Origin of the sequence: Rhodoferax sp., from assembly GCF_028714215.1 — a bacterium.
Taxonomy (GTDB): Bacteria; Pseudomonadota; Gammaproteobacteria; order Burkholderiales; family Burkholderiaceae_C; genus Rhodoferax.
Genome location: NZ_JAQTMS010000009.1, coordinates 93,852 through 113,678 on the forward strand (window position 1 = coordinate 93,852; position 19,827 = coordinate 113,678).

At 59.2% G+C, this 19,827-nt stretch carries 13 protein-coding genes, 1 tRNA gene and 1 pseudogene; 7 read left to right on the forward strand and 8 right to left on the reverse strand.

All coding sequences use genetic code 11. The annotated features are described in order from the left end of the window. Positions 1-9: 9 nt before the first annotated feature. On the reverse strand, positions 10-735 hold the full coding sequence (locus tag PHS32_RS06575) for a Crp/Fnr family transcriptional regulator (RefSeq protein WP_301078115.1): 726 nt from the start codon (positions 733-735) through the stop codon (positions 10-12). A 213-nt stretch (positions 736-948) separates the two neighbouring features. Here PHS32_RS06575 and PHS32_RS06580 point away from each other — a divergent pair. The 7 genes and pseudogenes from PHS32_RS06580 to PHS32_RS06610 all read left to right on the forward strand — a co-directional run bounded on the left by PHS32_RS06580 (position 949) and on the right by PHS32_RS06610 (position 9,569). Further along, positions 949-2,924 (forward strand): annotated as a pseudogene (locus PHS32_RS06580) (AMP-binding protein). Positions 2,925-2,965: 41 nt separating this feature from the next. Continuing rightward, positions 2,966-3,751: an ABC transporter ATP-binding protein gene (locus PHS32_RS06585; protein WP_301078116.1), complete on the forward strand. Its 786-nt coding sequence runs from the start codon at positions 2,966-2,968 to the stop codon at positions 3,749-3,751. A 68-nt stretch (positions 3,752-3,819) separates the two neighbouring features. Beyond that, positions 3,820-4,749 carry a branched-chain amino acid ABC transporter permease gene (locus tag PHS32_RS06590; RefSeq protein ID WP_301078117.1) on the forward strand — a complete coding sequence of 310 codons (930 nt, stop codon included), beginning with the start codon at positions 3,820-3,822 and terminating at the stop codon, positions 4,747-4,749. 92 nt (positions 4,750-4,841) lie between these two features. Continuing rightward, a complete protein-coding gene (locus tag PHS32_RS06595) occupies positions 4,842-5,918 on the forward strand; it encodes a branched-chain amino acid ABC transporter permease (RefSeq protein WP_301078118.1) in 1,077 nt (358 codons plus the stop codon). A 54-nt stretch (positions 5,919-5,972) separates the two neighbouring features. Further along, entirely contained in the window at positions 5,973-7,289 is a 1,317-nt protein-coding gene (locus PHS32_RS06600; protein WP_301078119.1) for an ABC transporter substrate-binding protein, read from the forward strand. Positions 7,290-7,442: 153 nt separating this feature from the next. Beyond that, positions 7,443-8,252 carry an ABC transporter ATP-binding protein gene (locus PHS32_RS06605; RefSeq protein WP_301078120.1) on the forward strand — a complete coding sequence of 270 codons (810 nt, stop codon included), beginning with the start codon at positions 7,443-7,445 and terminating at the stop codon, positions 8,250-8,252. 57 nt (positions 8,253-8,309) lie between these two features. Next, the gene (locus PHS32_RS06610; RefSeq protein WP_301078122.1) at positions 8,310-9,569 is read left to right on the forward strand and encodes an AMP-binding protein; all 1,260 of its coding nucleotides are present in this window, start codon (positions 8,310-8,312) and stop codon (positions 9,567-9,569) included. 122 nt (positions 9,570-9,691) lie between these two features. Here PHS32_RS06610 and PHS32_RS06615 read toward each other — a convergent pair. From PHS32_RS06615 to rpoC, 7 genes are all read right to left on the reverse strand, one after another. Continuing rightward, positions 9,692-9,767 (reverse strand) — tRNA-Phe (locus PHS32_RS06615). Positions 9,768-9,814: 47 nt separating this feature from the next. Next, complete coding sequence (locus PHS32_RS06620) at positions 9,815-10,489, reverse strand: response regulator (RefSeq protein WP_301078123.1); 675 nt, start codon at positions 10,487-10,489, stop codon at positions 9,815-9,817. Positions 10,490-10,527: 38 nt separating this feature from the next. Continuing rightward, positions 10,528-12,819, reverse strand: a complete 2,292-nt coding sequence (locus PHS32_RS06625) for an ATP-binding protein (protein WP_301078124.1) — start codon at positions 12,817-12,819, stop codon at positions 10,528-10,530. Further along, positions 12,816-13,451 (reverse strand): DUF4390 domain-containing protein, encoded by a 636-nt coding sequence (locus PHS32_RS06630; RefSeq protein WP_301078126.1) that lies wholly within the window; start codon positions 13,449-13,451, stop codon positions 12,816-12,818. Before PHS32_RS06630 ends, PHS32_RS06625 begins: the two co-directional genes overlap by 4 nt. Further along, entirely contained in the window at positions 13,408-14,733 is a 1,326-nt protein-coding gene (gene rsmB / locus PHS32_RS06635; RefSeq protein ID WP_301078127.1) for a 16S rRNA (cytosine(967)-C(5))-methyltransferase RsmB, read from the reverse strand. Before rsmB ends, PHS32_RS06630 begins: the two co-directional genes overlap by 44 nt. Positions 14,734-14,900: 167 nt before the next feature. Continuing rightward, positions 14,901-15,464 (reverse strand): LemA family protein, encoded by a 564-nt coding sequence (locus PHS32_RS06640; RefSeq protein WP_301078129.1) that lies wholly within the window; start codon positions 15,462-15,464, stop codon positions 14,901-14,903. 109 nt (positions 15,465-15,573) lie between these two features. After that, positions 15,574-19,791 carry a DNA-directed RNA polymerase subunit beta' gene (rpoC, locus tag PHS32_RS06645; RefSeq protein WP_301078130.1) on the reverse strand — a complete coding sequence of 1,406 codons (4,218 nt, stop codon included), beginning with the start codon at positions 19,789-19,791 and terminating at the stop codon, positions 15,574-15,576. Positions 19,792-19,827: the final 36 nt, after the last annotated feature.

Here is a 19,827-nt window from a genome sequence, read left to right on the forward strand (position 1 = left end):
TCGCAGATATTAAACGACGGGCTTGCTTGTGAGAACAGCGGCGCGCAAGGCCTGCAGGTTCAAAACCCGCAGGCCGCCATATTCGACACGGATGGAGCCTTGCGCAGCCAGCGTCGTCAAGGCCTCATTGACACGCTGGCGCGACAGCCCGACCAGGTACGCCAACTCTTGCTGGGTGATCCGCAGCACCTCGCCCACGCCCGGATAGAGCACCGGGTTGAACAGTGCCGCCAGACTGCGGGCGACCCGGATGTCAGGGTTGTTCAAGCGGTCTATTTCGCGGGCCGCGATGAACTGGCCCAGACGTTCGTTGAGCTGGTTCATGATGAAGCGGTTGAAACCAATCGAGTGGTCCAGCAGCCAATGGAAGGTGTCCACGTGCAAACCGGCAACCCGACTCTTGCGCAGTGCCTGGATGTTGTAGCGGTAGCTTTCGCGCTTCAAGGCCGTGCCCTCGCCAAACCAGCCACCGGGCGGCATGCCGATGAAAGTCATGGTTCGCCCCTCGGCGTTGTCGCTGCTCATCTTGAGCAGGCCGTCGACCACGCCAAACCAGTAGGTCACGGGGCGACCGGTGCGGCACACATATTCGCCGGCGCTGGCGTCGGTGATTTTGAGGTCGTCCACGGCACGTTCACGCTCTGGCACCGTCAGCAAACCAATCCATGGAATGGCGTCCAGTTCCGCAGTGGTCAGCGGACGTCGGCGCTGGTGCAGGGAGTTGTCATAACTCATTGATGTGCCACTCCAAGAATCAATCAAACGTGCAGGGAAAACACCTACCGAGAAAAGTTCAAATTGTCGTCCAAATGACAACTTGACGTCAATGGAATGTCTATTATTCATTCCATTGCAATGGCTGGGTGCTTTGGGTCCAGCCAGTCCGTTTGGGGGGCAACGCCAAAGACCTGCCCCGCAAGTTCACTCGTTTGAAGACAAGGCCCCGGGATGCAGACCACTTTCCCTCAACTTCTGTTAAATCACTCGGCCCAAAGGGCGGCTGAACCGGCCATGCGGGAGAAAGAATACGGCATTTGGCAAGCCATGTCGTGGGCCGATCTGGGCACACTGGTGGAGCATCTGGCATGCGGCCTGCACCAGGCAGGCTTGCGTCGGGGTGAACACATGGTGGTGATAGGCGCCAATCGACCCCGCTTGTACGCCACCATGCTGGCAGTCCAGTCCATTGGCGCCATCCCGGTCCCCCTTTACCAGGATGCCGCGGCACCCGAGTGCGTGTTCCCTATCAACAACGCGGAGGTACGCTTTGCCTTTGCCGAAGATCAGGAACAGGTTGACAAACTGCTCGAAATCCGCGAGCAGTGCCCACAGCTCTGCAACCTCTACTTCGACGATCCGCGCGGTCTGCGCAATTATGACGAACCGGGCTTGGCACCGCTGGATGATTTACTGGCCGCGGGCAAGGCTTTTGCGGCCTTGCACCCGGGCTTTTTCAAGGCCGAAGTAAACCAGGCCAAGCCCGACGACGTGGCGGCCATGTTTTTTACTTCGGGCACCACAGGCAACCCCAAGGGCGTGGTGCATACCCACAATTCACTGCTGAACCGTGCCAAGGCCGGCGCCGACTTTGACAAATTGACCCATGCCGAAGAGGTGCTGCCTATTTGCCGCCGGCCTGGATCGGGCAAAACATTTTCAGCTACGCACAATGGCTGGCCTGCGGCTACGTGGTGAATTGCCCCGAGTCGTCGGCCACGGTCACGATTGACCTCAAGGAGGTCGGCCCGACCTATTACTTTGCGCCACCCCGGGTCTTCGAAGGACTGCTCACCAGCGTGATGATTCGCATGGAAGATGCTGGCGCCATCAAGCGCCGCATGTTTCATTACTTCATGAGCGTGGCGCAACGGGTCGGCCCGGCACGCATGGACGGCAAGCCGATCGGTTTCGGCAATTCCATTCTCTATGTTTTGGGTGATCTGCTGGTTTATGGACCCTTGCGCAACAACCTTGGCATGAGCCGCGTGCGGGTGGCCTACACCGCCGGCGAGGCCATTGGGCCCGACCTGTTCAGCTTCTACCGCTCCATCGGCATCAACCTCAAACAGCTCTACGGCTCCACCGAGACGGCGGTGTTTGTGTGCCTGCAGCCGGACAACCAGGCCCGTGCCGACACGGTCGGGATCCCGATCGCCGGGGTCGAAATCAAGGTCGCCGAGAATGGCGAAATTCTGGTCAAGTCACCGGGCTTGCTGAAGGAGTATTTCAAAAACCCGACCGCCACCGCCGAAGTGTTGAGCGCCGACGGCTGGTACCACACCAGTGACGCCGGCTTCCTCGACGCCCACGGTCACCTCAAGATCATCGACCGCGTCAAAGACGTCGGCCGCATCCGCGGCGGCGCCAATGATGGCGCCATGTTTGCCCCCAAGTACGTGGAAAACAAGCTGAAATTTTTTCCCCACATCAAGGAAGTGGTGGCTTATGGCGATGGTCGTGAAAAAGTCTGCGTCATGATCAACATCGATTTTGACGCGGTTGGCAACTGGGCCGAACGCCGCAATCTGCCCTATGCGGGTTATACGGATCTGGCGCAAAAGCCCGAGGTTTACCAGCTGATCAAGGAGTGCGTCGAGAAGGTCAACGCCGACCTGAGCGTGGACGTTTTGTTGGCCGGCTCGCAGGTGAGCCGCTTTCTGGTGCTGCACAAGGAGCTTGATGCCGACGACGGCGAGTTGACCCGCACCAACAAGGTTCGGCGCGGCTTCATTGCGGAAAAATACGACGTGCTGGTTGACGCCTTGTACGGCGGCAAGACCTCCCAGTTCATCGAAACGCAGGTCAAGTTTGAAGACGGCCGCACCGGTAGCGTCAGTGCCACGCTCAGAATAGACGACGCAAAAACCTTTGCCCCGGTCAAGGCCCCTGATCAGTCGGGGGCCAAGCTGGCCCGCGCCGCTTAGCCGCGGTCTGTCCGGCCCGGCACCCAAACACACTGAACATCATGGCGACTAAAAAAATCGGCGACGTCATTCTGGATGTCAAAAATATTTCTCTCAGTTTCGGCGGCGTCAAAGCGCTGACGGATATCTCCTTCAACGTCTGCGAGCACGAGGTGCGGGCCATCATCGGACCCAACGGCGCCGGCAAGAGTTCGATGCTCAATTGCATCAACGGCGTCTACACGCCGCAACAGGGCTCCATTACTTTCCGCGGCCAATCTTTCCATCACATGGACAGCCACCAAGTGGCCGTGATGGGCATAGCGCGCACCTTCCAGAGTCTGGCGCTGTTCAAGGGCATGAGTGTGATCGACAACATCATGACCGGACGCAACCTCAAGATCAAAAGCAATCTGCTGTGGCAGGCCTTGCGCATCGGCCCCGCGCAACGGGAAGAAGAGCTGCACCGCGAAGCGGTTGAGCACATCATTGACTTCCTGGAAATTCAAGCCCATCGCAAGACCCCCGTTGGCCAGTTGCCTTACGGGCTGCAGAAACGTGTCGACCTGGGGCGCGCCCTGGCGATGGAGCCGCAAGTACTGCTGCTGGACGAACCCATGGCCGGCATGAATGTGGAGGAGAAGCAGGACATGTGCCGTTTTGTGCTGGATGTGAATGGGGAGTTCGGCACCACCGTCGTATTGATCGAGCACGACATGGGTGTCGTGATGGACATTTCAGATCGCGTGGTGGTATTGGACTACGGCAAGAAGATTGGCGACGGCACGCCTGACGAAGTACGCAACAACGAAGAAGTGATCAGCGCCTATCTTGGGACGGGTCACTAGTAATTGTGGGAAAGACCGCAGCTACGCGAAGCGAGCAAGCTCTGTCCCCAACTGATTAAGGATGTGTAATGGGATTTTTTCTTGAAACCCTGCTCGGCGGCCTGATGGCCGGCATGCTGTATTCGCTGGTGGCGCTGGGCTTTGTGCTGATCTACAAGGCCTCCGGCGTGTTCAATTTTGCCCAGGGCGCCATGGTGTTGTTTGCGGCGCTGGCGATGGCCCGTTTTTCCGAATGGATCCCGGTCTGGACCGGCATCACAAATCCGATTGTCGCCAATCTGGGGGCCTTTGCCGCCGCCGGTGTGCTGATGTTTGTCGTGGCGTGGTTGATTGAGCGATTTGTGTTGCGTCATCTGGTGAACCAGGAGGGCACCACCTTGCTGATGGCTACGTTAGGGATCGGCTATTTTCTCGACGGCATTGGACAAACCATTTTTGGCAGCGACATCTACAAGATCGACGTCGGCATGCCCAAGGATCCCGTGATTGCTTTCGAATCCGTGTTCGAGGGCGGCATCCTGCTCAACAAGGAAGATTTGTACGCGGCCCTGATTGCGGCGGTGCTGGTGGCGCTGCTGAGCCTGTTCTTTCAGAAAACCAGCACCGGGCGCGCCTTGCGAGCGGTGGCGGACGACCATCAGGCGGCCCAGAGCATCGGCATTCCACTCAACCGCATCTGGTTCATCGTCTGGTGCGTGGCGGGCGTTGTGGCATTGGTCGCCGGCATGATCTGGGGCAGCAAGCTGGGGGTGCAGTTTTCTCTCACCACGGTGGCCTTGCGGGCCCTGCCGGTGGTGATTCTGGGCGGCCTGACCTCGGTGCCCGGCGCCATCATTGGCGGCCTGATCATCGGTGTTGGTGAAAAGATGTCAGAAGTATTTTTGGGGCCTTACGTCGGTGGCGGCATCGAAATCTGGTTCGCCTACGTGCTGGCACTGGTGTTTCTGCTGTTCCGGCCGCAGGGCTTGTTCGGCGAAAAAATAATTGATCGCGTATGAAATACGCAGTCAATTATTTTTCAGTGAAGGCTAACTTGCGCAGCAAGTTAAGCGAAGCATGCCGGAACTAAAAGTCATTTGAGAGATAAGAAATGTTCTACAGAGAAAACGGCCAGTTCAAGACGACCTATCGCGCAGACCAGCAGATATTTCCGATCGCGCAGGATCGCTGGGCGGTGCTGCTGATCATTGCGGCCGCCTTTATCGTGGTCCCCATGATCAGCAGCGGCTATATGTTTCGGGCCATCCTGATCCCGTTCCTGATCATGTCGGTGGCCGCTCTGGGGGTCAATGTCCTGGTCGGCTATTGTGGCCAAATTTCACTGGGCTCAGGGGCTTTCATGGCGGTGGGCGCTTACGCCGCCTTCAATTTCTTTGTCCGGGTCCCTGGCATGCCGTTGTTGCTGGCCATGGTTCTGGGTGGTTTGTGCTCCAGCATTTTTGGCATTCTGTTTGGTTTGCCAAGCTTGCGCGTCAAGGGACTCTATCTGGCGGTGGCCACCCTGGCGGCACAGTTTTTCAGCGACTGGATGTTTTTGCGCGTCAAGTGGTTTACCAACGACGCGCCGTCCGGCTCGGTTTCGGTCTCCGGCTTGCAAGTGTTTGGTTGGCAGATAAGCAGTCCGACTTCCAAATATTTGTTTTGCCTGTCGATTCTGGTGTTGCTGGCGCTGCTGGCCAAGAATCTGGTGCGCGGCGCCATCGGCCGCGAATGGATGGCCATCCGCGATATGGACGTGGCCGCCGCGGTGATCGGCATCCGGCCCATGTACGCCAAGCTCAGTGCTTTTGCCATCAGTTCCTTCATTGTCGGCATGGCCGGTGCCATGTGGGGTTTCATTTACTTGGAATCGTGGGAGCCCGCTGCATTTTCCGTGGACCTGTCGTTCAAGCTGTTGTTCATGGTCATCATCGGTGGCATGGGCTCCATCATGGGTGCTTTCTTTGGCGCCGCTTTCATCGTGATCCTGCCGATTTTTCTGAACCAGTTTCTACCTCTCATCGGAGGCGTCTTGGGCATCGAGGTTTCAACCGCCGGAATTTCACATGCCGAGTTGATCATCTTTGGCGCCCTGATCGTCTGGTTCCTGATAGTGGAACCCCATGGCCTGGCCAAGCTGTGGTCCATCGGCAAACAAAAGCTGCGTCTGTGGCCGTTTCCGCATTGACTTTATTTTTTTCGTTAACCCGGCACCCCGGTGCCACACACTTAGGAGACAAGCATGAAAATTAAGCATATTGCAGTGGCCGCTCTCATCGCCTCGGTTGGTTCGGTGGCGTTTGCTCAGGCCAAAGAGCAGTTTTTCCCGGGTCTGCCGTATCGCACGGGTGCCTATGCCCCGAACGGCGTGCCTTGGGCCAATGGCTACGCCGACTACCTGAAGCTGACCAACGCGCGCGGCGGCATCAACGGTGTGAAGATCATTTTTGAAGAATGCGAGACTGCTTACGACACGGCGCGCGGCGTGGAGTGCTATGAGCGTCTGAAGGGCAAGCATGGCGGTGCCACCGTGTTTCAACCGCTGTCAACCGGCATTACCTTCGCCCTCACCGAAAAAGCCCCCGGCGACAAGATTCCATTGATCACCGCCGGCTATGGCCGCAGCGAGAGCCAGGACGGCACCGTATTCAAATGGAACTTCCCCTTGGTCGGCACCTACTGGCTGGCGGCCGACGTCCTGATTCAAGCGATCGCCAAGAAAGAAGGCGGCTTCGACAAGCTCAAAGGCAAGAAGATCACTTTGGTTTACCACGATTCACCCTACGGCAAAGAGCCTATTCCTCTGCTACAGGAGCGGGCCGCCATGCATGGTTTTAACCTGCAACTGCTGCCAGTGACGGCGCCTGGGGTCGATCAAAAATCCACCTGGCTGCAAGTGCGCCAGGCCAAGCCTGACTATGTGTTGTTGTGGGGTTGGGGTGTCATGAATTCCACCTCCCTGAAGGAAGCACAAGCGACCGGCTACCCACGGGAAAAAATGTACGGCGTCTGGTGGTCCGGTGCGGAACCGGATGTGAAGGACGTTGGCGAAGGCGCCAAGGGTTACAACGCGGCAGCGTTTCAGCATGGCGCCGAGCCCAACTCGAAAGTGGTGAAGGAAATCCTGGCCACCTTGCACGACAAGGGTCAAGGCACCGGTCCCCGCGAAGAAGTTGGCCAGGTGCTGTACATGCGTGGAGTGGTAAGCGCCATGCTGGGGGTCGAGGGGGTGCGTCGCGCCCAGGAACGCTTTGGCAAAGGCAAATGGGTCACGGGTGAGCAAGCGCGCTGGGGCTACGAAAATCTGGCGCTCGATCAGAAGAAGCTCGACGCCCTGGGTTTTGCCGGTGTGATGCGCCCGGTCAGCACCTCGTGCGCGGATCACATGGGTTCCAACTGGGCTCGCATTCACACCTGGGATGGCAAGAAATGGAACTTCAGCTCCGACTGGCTGCAGGCCGACGAGCAAGTCCTCAAGCCGCTGGTCAAGTCCACCGCCAGCAAATACGCCGCCGACCACAAGTTGGCGCCGCGCACTCCGGCCGACTGCCAGTCTTGATTTGATCTGTCATCCTCTGCTTGGCTTGTCATCCCGGGCTTGTCCCGGGATCGGATTGCGGATCAGGTCCGCAATGACAAGCTGAGCGGCGGCGATGACAGTCCAATCGGCAGCCTTGCGCGCAGTGCTGCCGATTGGTAAAGGTAAGAATTTATGGAACCCAAAAACATCGTTCTCAACGTCAATGGCATCGAGGTCATCTACAACCATGTGATCCTGGTTCTCAAGGGCGTCTCGCTGAATGTGCCAGAGGGCAGGATTGTGGCCATTCTCGGTGGCAACGGAGCCGGCAAAACCACTACTTTGCGCGCTGTTTCGAACCTGCTGCGGGGTGAGCGGGGTGAAGTCACCAAAGGTTCCATCGAACTGCGCGGCGAACGTATTGAAAATCTTTCCCCGTCCGAGTTGGTGCGGCGCGGCGTCGTGCAGGTGATGGAAGGACGCCACTGTTTTGCGCACTTGACGATCGAGGAAAACCTGCTCACCGGCAGCTATACGCGCCAGAACAAATCTGAGGTGGTGGCAAATCTGGAAAAGGTTTACAACTATTTCCCGCGCCTCAAGACGCGCCGCGGCAGTCAGGCCGCCTACACCTCTGGCGGGGAACAGCAAATGTGCGCCATTGGCCGCGCCCTGATGGCCAACCCCAGCATGGTATTGCTCGATGAGCCCTCCATGGGCCTGGCGCCCCAGATTGTGCAGGAGGTGTTTGAGATTGTGAAAGACCTCAACGTGAAGGAAAAGGTGACCTTCCTGCTGGCTGAGCAGAACACCAACATGGCACTTAAATACGCCGACTACGGCTACATCATGGAATCGGGCCGCGTGGTCATGGACGGCGAGGCCAGCGAGCTGGCCAACAACGAAGACGTCAAGGAGTTTTACCTGGGTGTGGGTGGCGGCGAGCGCAAGAGCTTCAAGGATGTCAAGAGCTACAAGCGGCGCAAGCGGTGGTTGGCGTAAGAAATTTTCACTCCACGCACTGGTCCGGCAGTGGTCGGTGCCTCATAGGAAAGCAACATGTCTGAACATTACGATGCCTTGGAAACGCGCGATCACTTTGCGCGTGAAGCCGCCCTGCTGGCGGCATTGCCGAGCCAGGTAGCCCATGCCAAGAATTCATCCGCTGCACTCGGTCAAATTCTGAAAGATGTCAATCCGGCGCAAGTAAGCAGCCGGCAAGCGTTGGCCGGTTTGCCTGTGATCCGCAAGCATGAACTGTTGGAACGCCAGCAAGCCGAGCGGGCTCGCGTCGGCGGTGATCCGTTTGGAGGCTTTTGCGCATTGGATTTTGGCGCGCACATGCCCCGCATTTTTTCCAGCCCCGGCCCCATTTACGAACCGGAAGGCAAGGCCAAGGACTATTGGCGCATGGCGCGCGCCATCTTCGCCGCCGGCTTCCGTCCGGGCGAGTTGATTCACAACTGCTTCAGTTACCACTTTGTACCCGCTGGCTCGATGATGGAAAGCGGCGCCCACGCTCTGGGCTGCACTGTATTCGCCGGCGGCACCGGCCAAACCGAGCAACAGGTTCAGACCATGGCCCAGCTGCGGCCGGCCGGCTACATCGGCACGCCCAGTTTCCTGAAAATTATCCTGACCAAGGCGGCCGAAATGGGCGTGGCCTTGCCCAGTGTAAAAAAAGCCATGTTTGGCGGCGAGGCGTTTCCGCCCTCTTTGCGCGACTGGTTTGCCGAACGGGGTATTGCCGGTTATCAGTGCTACGCCACGGCCGATCTGGGTTTGATCGCCTATGAGACCAGCGCGCGCGAAGGACTGGTCCTGGATGAGGACGTGATTGTCGAGATCGTGCGACCCGGCACCGGCGATCCGGTGGCGCCGGGCGAGGTCGGAGAAGTTGTGGTGACGACGCTCAACCCCGACTACCCCCTGATCCGTTTTGGCACGGGTGATTTGTCTGCGGTACTGGCGGGGTCCTGTCCCAGCGGGCGCACCAATACCCGTATCAAGGGCTGGATGGGGCGGGCCGACCAGACCACCAAGATTCGAGGCATGTTTGTGCACCCGGGGCAAATCGCCGATATCGTCAGGCGCTTTCCGGAAGTGGCGCGCGCCCGGCTGGTCGTCACTGGCGAGATGGCCAATGACGCCATGACGCTGATGGTGGAGACCGCCTGCGGTGGACCAGACGCACTGGCGGCGAAGATTGGCGAAGCGATCCGGGATGTCACCAAACTCAGGGGTGACGTTGAGTTCCTGCTCCCCGGCAGCCTGCCCAACGACGGCAAGGTGATCGAGGACGCACGCAGCTACTCCTGACATCTGTCATTCACGACAAGCCGCCCTGCGTGCCAATCGAATTGGGCACAGGGTGCTAAAAAGCGTCAGGGCACTGGAATGAGAAAACCCGCGTAAACATTAGGTTTACGCGGGTTTCAAGATGGTGGCCTGGGGCGGAATCGAACCACCGACACAAGGATTTTCAGTCCTCTGCTCTACCGACTGAGCTACCGGGCCAGAGCCGCGAATTATAGCAGCATGTGGCGGACATCCAGGCCCGCAAGTCACACCCCGTTGCGCTTGCCGCGGGTCAGGTCGACCCCCAATTGCTTCAACTTCCGATAGAGGTGCGTTCTCTCAAGTCCGGTCTTTTCGGCGACCCTTGTCATGGAACCATTTTCCTTGGCAAGGTGGTATTCAAAGTACGCCTTCTCGAACTCGTCGCGGGTCTCGCGCAATGGCTTGTCGAGCATAAAGCTCTGCTGGGGCAGCGGCCCGGTCTCCGCCGCCGTCACGGTTTTTCCGGCCAAGGCGGCCACATCCGCCAGCAGCGCCGCCGGTGCCGCCGCGAGAGGCGTCAAGGACTTGCGGATAGCGCCCCGTGCCAGGCCCTGTTCAACGGCTTTGAGAAGTTTTTGCAGGGTGATCGGTTTTTCCAGAAAGGCCAGCGCGCCTATCCGGGTTGCCTCCACCGCCGTGTCAATGGTCGCATGTCCGCTCATCATGATGACCGGCATGGTGAGCGCACCGGTGGCAGACCATTCCTTGAGAAGCGTCACGCCATCGGTATCGGGCATCCAGATGTCGAGCAGCACCAGATCGGGCCGATCTCGCAAGCGGGCGGCGCGGGCTTGCGCGGCGTTTTCAGCCACTTCGACGTTGTGTCCCTCGTCATTCAATATTTCCCACAACAGGTCGCGGATGCCGAGCTCGTCGTCAACCACCAGTATGTTTGCCATGATTTAGCACGTTCCTTGGGTATACCTGAGTCGCCCGGCTAGCCCAGCACGACCGTCTCAGTGGTGAATGATAACGATACTTGGGCACCGGCCACCTTACCGTCGACGATACGGTTGGCAATATCCACACGGGTGCCATGTTCGTCGGCAATTTTTTTGACGACGGCCAGTCCCAGCCCGGTCCCTTTGGCTTTGGTGGTGACATAGGGTTCAAACGCACGCTTGAGGATGTGTTCCGGAAAACCAGAGCCGCAATCAAGCACACTCAATCGAACGCGCCCGCTGGTCTCCAGCCACTGGGTTTTGACCGTCACGCTGTGTGCCTGGCTGCCATGGCCCGCGGTTTCGGTTGCATCCTGCGCATTCTGAAGCAGGTTATGCAGCACCTGGCGCAACTGCTGGGGATCGCCCATCACTCTGGGGCAACGCGGATCAAGCTCCATCTGTACCGGAACCTGCGATGTTTCACTGGCATACAACTGCAACACTTCAGACACCAACAAGTTCAAATCAATCGGCTTGAGTTCGGCCGCCGGCAGCCGTGCATAGTCCCGGAACTCGTTCACCAGACGCTTCATGGCATCGACTTGATCGACAATCGTTTTCACTGATTTGGTGAGCAGGGCCTGCTCGGCAGGAGCCACCTTGCCCGACAGCTTCATGGCCAGTCGTTCAGCCGACAACTGGATCGGGGTCAGGGGATTCTTGATCTCGTGCGCCAGCCGTCTGGCGACTTCACCCCACGCCTGGGAGCGTTGTGCCGACACAATTTCAGAGATATCGTCAAATACCAGGAGTCTGGAAGCACCTGGCAGTTCGGCTCCTCGGGCCACCAGAATAAGCGCATCGTCGGCCTGTCGGCCGACCAGTTTGGCGCTCGCATTTCCAAGTTCAAAGGAGTGCTGCCAATGATCCAGGCCATGCTCCTCGCGAGCCCCCAGAAACGAATCGAAGCGGACCTGCACCTCTTCGCCAAACTTCTGCAGTCCCTCAATGTCGGCCAGGCGCCGCCCCTCAAAGGTAGCCATCGGAACATGCAGAATACGCGTGGCGCCGGGATTGGACGACTGAATGACCCCTTGCGCATCCAGCACCATGACCCCGGCCGTGAGGTTGTCCAGAATCGTCTGCAAGTTGGCGCGCGCCGCATTCACTTGTTCCATGCTGACCTGGACTGCCTGTCGGGCGTCTGCCAGCTGCTGCGTCATGTCGGCAAAGGAACGCGTCAAACCGTCAAGCTCGTCCGTCCCTTGCAGCGACGCTTTCGGTGTCAGGTCACCTGCCGCCACCTGCCGCACGCCGTCGGCCAGCAACAGGAGTGGACGCGCAATTTGGTTACCCAGCAATACAGCCAACAAGACGGCGCCAAAAACGGCCAGAAACAGGCACAGCGTCAAGGTTCCGATGTACATTCGGTGCAGCCCCTGACGGGCCAGCGCCCGCTCCTGGTATTCACGATTGGCCTCGGTGACGGCCAGCGCATTGGCCACCAGTGTCGGCGGCAAGGTCTGCGTCAACATGAGAAAGCGCGGCTCGACCAGCAAACCCAGGCTGCTGCTGGACACCAGAACCAGCGCCTTGACACGGGCATTGCCCGCGACACCCGGCACCGCATCATCCAGCCCCTCAATCCAGGTGATCGACCGCTGGACTCGCGCGTTGCGAAACTGCTGCTGGCTGGGCCGCTCGGGATTGAGCTGATAACGTGCCTTGCCAGCCGCGGCAATCAGTTGACCCGAAGCACTCCAGAGTGTTAAATCAGTGGCCCCCAACTGTTCACGGGCGCGTTCCAGCGGCAGCGCCGCACTGACATCGGGCGTGTCCGCCATCTGCGATGCCGTGGCACGCCCTTTCTCGGCCAATTCGGTGGACAGGGTTTCCAGCGTGACGCGTCCCAGATTCAGACCCGCGTCCAGCGCTCCTTCGACCTTCACATCAAACCAGCTTTCGATCGAGCGCGACACAAACTGGTAGGACACGACATAAATCAGGACGCCCGGGGCAAACCCTGCCAGAGCAAAAATCGCGGCCAGCTTGACCAACAGGCGGCTGCCAAATTTTCCTTGCCGCAAACGCGTTATCAGGCGGTAGGCAATCCAGACAATAACCGCCAGCAACAAGCCGGCCACCACGACATTGAGCGCAAACAGTCGGGCGTAATTGCGCTCGTACATCTCGCGGTTGGTGGTGGCTTGCGTCAGCAGGAACAACAACACCAGTCCAAGCGCCACCATGGCAGCCAAGCCGGTCGCCACGGTCCAGCGCAGGGTACGGGAATTCCTCAGGGAAAAACGGCCCTTTGCATCGGTCGCTGCGGCGGCGCCGTTCACTTGACCCCGTCCAACACCAAGGGTTGACTGGAGGAGGCAGAGATATTCCAGTCGCTCTGCCCCAGCGTACCAATCTGAAACGGACGCGGCAGTTGTGACACATCGAGGCGGAAACGAAACTCGACCAGATGGCGTTGTTCAAGGTCAAGGTCCGAGACATCGGCAATTTTCCAGCGCGACAAGCGTTGCACGGCTGCCAACGCGTCCGGCAAAGTATCAAAATTCTGATTCAGGGCCACTGCCAGCCCGGCCTGTGTGATCAGACCGGAGGCCACATTCAATCGCCAGCGACGGGTCAGTGGCTGATAGGCCAGCCGCATGTGGCGTTCCGCGCTCACCACCTTCTTGTTGGTCCAGTACCAGCGCTCGCGAAACAGGTCCACTTCGGCCAGGAAAACCATGGGAACCCCTTTGAACAGCGCCTCCTGGACCGCAGCCGACAGCTCGAACTTGACAGCGGCCGTAAGAAGAACGGCTTCGCCGTCGCGCTCAAAGCGCAAGGTTGAAATCTCCGTCGTCGGAACTTCCGCCCGTGCCACCCCCCCAACGGCCCAGAGCAGACCGGCACAGACCAGCAGCCCGATCAGGTCAAGCCGCGCGTTTTTCAAGCAGTGCGTAATAAAAGCCATCATGGTCACAAGCCAGATTGTCCGGGACGGCTTCCCCAATTACCCCATTAAAAGGCATTAAATGCCCGGACGAAGGCCGCAAGACCGCCTCGGTGTTGTGCGCAAGAAACGTTTGTATCTGATCCTCCCCCTCCGCCCTGAAGACCGAACAAGTGGCGTACAGCAGGCGCCCACCCGGCCGCAGCAGGGGCCACATGGCCTTCAGCAGTCGCGCCTGAATCTGGGCCAACTGAGCAATATCGGAGTCCCGGCGCAGCCAGCGAACATCCGGGTGACGTCGCACGATGCCCGAGGCGGAACAAGGCGCGTCCAGCAAAATGGCATCAAACAACTGGCCATCCCACCAAGTCGCCGGGTCAGCCGCGTCGGCCGCCAGCACCTGGGCTTGCAGACCCAGTCGCTGCAGCGTTTGGTGAATTCGCTGGCAACGTGCCGGGTCGAGATCCAGCGCAGTCACCTGGCAATCCGCAAGCTCCAGCAAATGTGCGGTCTTGCCCCCTGGAGCGGCGCAAGCGTCCAGCACGCGAAGCTGGCGAACCGACGTCAGTCCCGCCAGCAGCAATGGGGCGGCAAGCTGCGCGGCGCCATCCTGCACCGACACAACACCGTCGGCAAAACCGGGCAGTTCCGACACCGGTCTGGCTTGTTCCAGGGTAACGCCCCAATCACCGGCCGCAACGGCGTTCAGACCCGCTGCTTGGAGCGTCCGCAGATAATGCGGCACGTCGGATCGCCTGGCGTTAATTCGCAAACTCATCGGTGCCTGCCGGTTGTTGGCCGCGAGTATCGCCTGCCAGTGGTTTGGCCAGTCTTTTTGCAGTCGTTCGATCCACCATTTCGGATGATTCCACAACGCCACCGGATTCTTCTCGGTTTGGGCCACCAAGGTGTCGCGTTCGCGCAAGAAACGGCGCAAGCAGGCATTGATGAAACCGGCCTGTGGCTGGGTAGCAGGATTCCTCTTGGCCGCCTCCACCGCCTGATTGACCAGCGTGAAGACTTCGTACGGAGCCTCCTGATCGTGCCAGGTCAGTGCCAACACGGAGCAAAGCAAGGCATCTGCCAACGCCGGTGGAGCGCGTCTCGCGAGCAACTGCCGCAAGGCCTCGGCACGCCCTAGCGAGCGCAACACATGAAATACCAGTGCCTGCGCGCCGGGCCGTAAATCCTGCGTCACGTGGGCCAGTGCCACCGTTCCGGAAACACCGCAGCGGATGTCCCGCAAAACCGTGGCAACCGCCTGCAACTGTTGCCACAAGGGAGGACTTTGTTTATTCGTGTTCATCAAGCCAGTACTCAGACACAGAAATATCGAAACATGAAAGCGCGTCTTCGCACTCATGCCGTCGTTGCCAATCCTCGCCATAGCTACGGCTATGTCTGCGGTTTGCGCCTAGGCCTGGGCGCGAATCCATCACTTTCATCTTGTTCCGATACCTCTGTGTCTGAGTACTAGATCGGCTGTGCCGGTCTAAAACCAAACCCACGGGCCAGTATGAAAGTAGGGAACTGGCCGATGGCCTGGTTGTAATTGGCGACTGCCTTGTTGAAATCGGTCCTGGCCATTTCTGCCTGAACGCCTATCTGATCCCATTGCGCTGGCCAACCGTCCGGCAGCGCCGACCCAACCGGATTGGAGGCCAGGCCGCGCAGACGCGACCACGATAGACACAGGGTCTCATGGGCCGTCCTGAGCGCACTTGTGGTCGGACCGTTGAGCGGCTGCGAATGGGCCACTCGCAGCGAGGCGTTGAACTGATCGGCAGCCGCCGCAAGTGCGGTCCAGGCGGCATAAAAATCCTCGTTACCCTGAATCGCCGCAGCCTGCAAGGCAGGGTCTGCCGGCTGCTCCGGGCAATGCGTTTTCACCAGCAACAGGTACTGCTTGAACAGCCCCTCCAGGCTGGTATAAGCAACAATGCCCCGCGATCGCAGGCGCACCAGACGGTTGTAGGCCCCCATGGTCCAGAACAACAACACGGCGACGACAGACCAGAGTAGGACGGAATCACTCATTTCCTTCACTTTCCAGACCCTGTCAAAGGGAGTCATCAAAAAAACGAAAGCGCCTCAAGCCATCCTGCAATAGGCTTGAGGCGCCACCTGTTTCAGCAGCAGCGGAGTGTTACTCGGATACCGCTCCTTCGTTGGCTTGCGTCACGTCAGCCTGACCAGCCAGTTCCGCGGCTTCGGCTTCGGCAATGGCGCGACGCTCCGCGTCGTCCATGTTCTCACGGACTTTTCGGGCCTCGTGATAAGCCAAGCCGGTACCCGCGGGAATCAACCGGCCAACGATGACGTTTTCCTTCAAGCCCCGCAGTTCGTCGCGCTTGCCCATGATCGCGGCTTCGGTCAGAACACGGGTGGTTTCCTGGAAAGAAGCCGCGCTGATGAAGCTGTCGGTCGACAAGGAGGCCTTGGTGATACCCAGCAGCAAATTGGTGAACGTTGCCGGCATCTTGCCCTCGGCGCGCAAGGCGTCGTTGGTATTGAGCATCTCCGAGCGCTCCACCTGCTCGCCGTTGATATAGCTGGAGTCGCCGGCGCTCTCAACCACCACCCGGCGCAACATCTGGCGAACAATCACTTCAATGTGCTTGTCGTTGATCTTCACACCTTGCAAGCGGTAAACGTCCTGCACCTCGTCGACGATGTAACGGGCCAACTCTTCCGAGCCGAGCAGTCGCAAAATATCCTGCGGATCGGCCGGACCATCGACCACGCTCTCGCCCTTGTTGACGACCTGGCCTTCGTGCACGATGATGCTCTTCTCCTTGGGCACCAGCTCTTCCCAGACCAGACCATCGGGATCGGTAATCTGCAAACGAATCTTGCCCTTGGTCTCCTTCCCGAACGACACGGTACCGGTCATTTCGGCCAGCACGCCCTTGTCCTTCGGCGAACGGGCTTCAAAGAGTTCGGCAACCCGCGGCAGACCACCGGTAATGTCGCGCGTCTTCTGACCTTCAATCGGTATCCGCGCCAGCACCTCGCCGGGACCCACGTCCTGGCCGTCACGGACCTGCACCAGGGCCCCGACCGGGAACCCGATGGTCACCGAGTGATCGGTGCCCGGAATCTTGACCTCATTGCCGGAGGCGTCAATCAGCTTGACCTGCGGACGAACCACCTTGGCCGCGCCACGGCGCTTCGGATCGATCACCACCATGGTCGACAGACCGGTCACTTCGTCGACCTGCTTGGCCACCGTCAGACCTTCTTCGACATTCTCAAAATGGGCCTTGCCGGCAAACTCGGTAATGATCGGGCGCGTCAAGGGATCCCAGTTGGCCAGAATCGCGCCAGACTTGATGGACTGGTCCGCCTTCACCGCCAGCACGGCGCCGTACGGCACCTTGTGACGTTCGCGCTCACGACCGTGTTCGTCATGAATGACGATTTCGCCGGAACGGGAAATGACCACCAGTTCATTCTTGCCATTCGTCACATAGCGCATGGTAGCGTTAAAGCCGATACTGCCGTTGGACTTGGCTTCCACGCTGGAGGCAATCGCCGCACGCGACGCGGCGCCACCAATGTGGAAGGTACGCATGGTCAACTGGGTACCGGGTTCACCAATCGACTGGGCCGCAATCACACCCACTGCTTCACCACCGTTGACCAAGCCACCGCGGCCCAGATCACGGCCGTAGCATTTGGCGCAGATGCCAAAGCGGGTTTCGCAAGTCAGCGCAGTACGCACCTTGACCTCGTCGACGCCAGCGATTTCGAGCTCCTCGATCAAATCCTCATCCAGCATGGTGCCGGCCACCGCCAGCACCGAGCGGTTTTCCGGATGCACCACGTCATCGGCGGCGGTACGTCCCAAAATACGGTCGCGCAGGGACTCGATCACTTCGCCGCCTTCGACGATGGCGCGCATCAGGTAGCCACCGTGCGTGCCGCAGTCCACCTCGGTGACGACCAGATCCTGCGTCACATCGACCAGACGCCGTGTCAGATAGCCCGAGTTGGCCGTCTTCAACGCCGTATCGGCCAGACCTTTTCGGGCGCCGTGGGTGGAGATGAAGTACTCCAGCACGTTCAGCCCTTCGCGGAAGTTGGCGGTGATGGGCGTCTCGATGATCGAGCCGTCCGGCTTGGCCATCAGGCCCCGCATGCCGGCCACCTGGCGAATCTGGGCGGCCGAGCCGCGGGCCCCGGAGTCGGCCATCATGTAGATGGAATTGAAAGACTCTTGCTGCACCTTGTTGCCGTGGCGGTCGGTGACCCATTCCTTGGACAACTGCGCCATCATGACCTTGGAGACTTCGTCCCCCGCCTTGCCCCAGATGTCGACCACCTTGTTGTAGCGTTCGCCCGAGGTCACCAGACCCGAGGTGTACTGCTGCGCGATTTCCTTGACCTCTTTCTCGGCGCGCTCGATGATGCCCTGCTTTTCAGACGGCACCAGCATGTCGTCGATGCAAATCGAGATGCCGGCCTTGGTGGCCAGGCGGAAGCCATATTGCAACAGCTTGTCGGCAAACACCACGGTCTCTTTAAGACCGCATTTGCGGAACGAAACGTTGATCAGCTTTGAAATCTCTTTTTTCTTCAGCGCCTTGTTGATGTTCGAAAACGGCAGCCCCTTGGGCAAAATTTCCGACAGCAAGGCGCGGCCAGCCGTGGTTTCCCACAACTTGGTCGAAGGCACCAGCTCGCCGGTCTGCTTATTCTTGGTGTATTCGGTCAGCCGCACATTGATGCGGGCGGTCAACTCCACTTCGCCGGCATCGAAGGCACGCTGCACTTCACCGATATCGGAAAAGATCAGGCCCTCGCCCTTGCCATTGATACGATCCCGGGTCGTGTAATACAAACCCAGCACCACGTCTTGCGACGGCACGATGGAAGGCTCGCCATTGGACGGGAAAAGCACATTGTTGGAGGCCAGCATCAGTGTCCGGCATTCCAACTGGGCTTCCACCGAAAGCGGCACGTGAACCGCCATCTGGTCGCCGTCAAAGTCGGCGTTGAACGCCGCGCAAACCAGCGGATGCAGTTGAATGGCCTTGCCTTCGATCAGGATCGGCTCAAAGGCCTGGATGCCCAAACGGTGCAGGGTTGGTGCACGGTTCAACATCACCGGATGCTCTTTGATCACTTCTTCCAACAGGTCCCACACCACCGGCGTGCCGGATTCGACTTCCTTCTTGGCCGCCTTGATGGTGGTGGCGATGCCCATGGCTTCCAGGCGCGCGAAGATGAACGGCTTGAACAACTCCAGCGCCATCAACTTCGGCAGTCCACACTGATGAAGTTTCAGCGTGGGACCGACCACGATCACGGAGCGACCCGAGTAGTCGACCCGCTTGCCCAGCAAGTTCTGCCGGAAACGACCGCTCTTGCCTTTGATCATGTCGGCCAGCGACTTGAGCGCGCGCTTGTTGGCGCCGGTCATGGCCTTGCCGCGACGACCGTTGTCCAGCAGCGAGTCGACCGCCTCTTGCAGCATGCGCTTTTCATTGCGGGCGATGATCTCCGGCGCCTTGAGTTCCAGCAGACGACGCAAGCGGCTGTTGCGGTTGATGACGCGGCGGTACAGATCGTTCAGATCCGAGGTAGCAAAACGGCCACCGTCCAGGGGAACCAGCGGACGCAGGTCCGGCGGCAGCACCGGCAACACCTCCAGCACCATCCACTCGGGCTTGATGCCGGACTTCTTGAACGCTTCCAGCAACTTCAGGCGCTTGGTGTTTTTCTTGATCTTCAGCTCGGAGCCGGTCGGGTCGTTGCGCAGCTTCTCGATCGATCCCTCGATGTCAATGCTTTGCAACAAGTCCTTGATGCCCTCGGCGCCCATCTTGGCCTGAAATTCGTCGCCATATTCCTTGAACTTGGCGTCAAAGTCGTCTTCCGACATGATGCTGAATTTCTTCAGCGGGGTCATGCCGGGGTCGGTCACCACGTAGGCTTCAAAGTACAAAACACGTTCGATGTCGCGCAAAGTCATGTCGAGCACCAGGCCCAGGCGTGACGGTAGCGACTTCAGGAACCAGATGTGGGCACAGGGTGCCGCCAGGTCGATGTGGCCCATGCGCTCGCGGCGCACCTTGGTCTGGGTCACTTCGACACCGCACTTCTCGCAAATCACGCCGCGGTGCTTGAGTCTCTTGTACTTGCCGCACAGGCATTCGTAGTCCTTGATGGGGCCAAAAATCTTGGCGCAAAACAAGCCATCGCGCTCTGGCTTGAAGGTACGGTAGTTGATGGTTTCCGGTTTTTTGACTTCGCCGAAAGACCAGGAACGGATCTTCTCGGGCGAAGCCATGCCAATCTTGATGGCACTGAAATGCTCATCCGGCGTGAATTGCTTGAACAGGTCGAGTAATGATTTCATGACGCTATTTCCTTCTTAATCGGTTGGGGCCAGAGC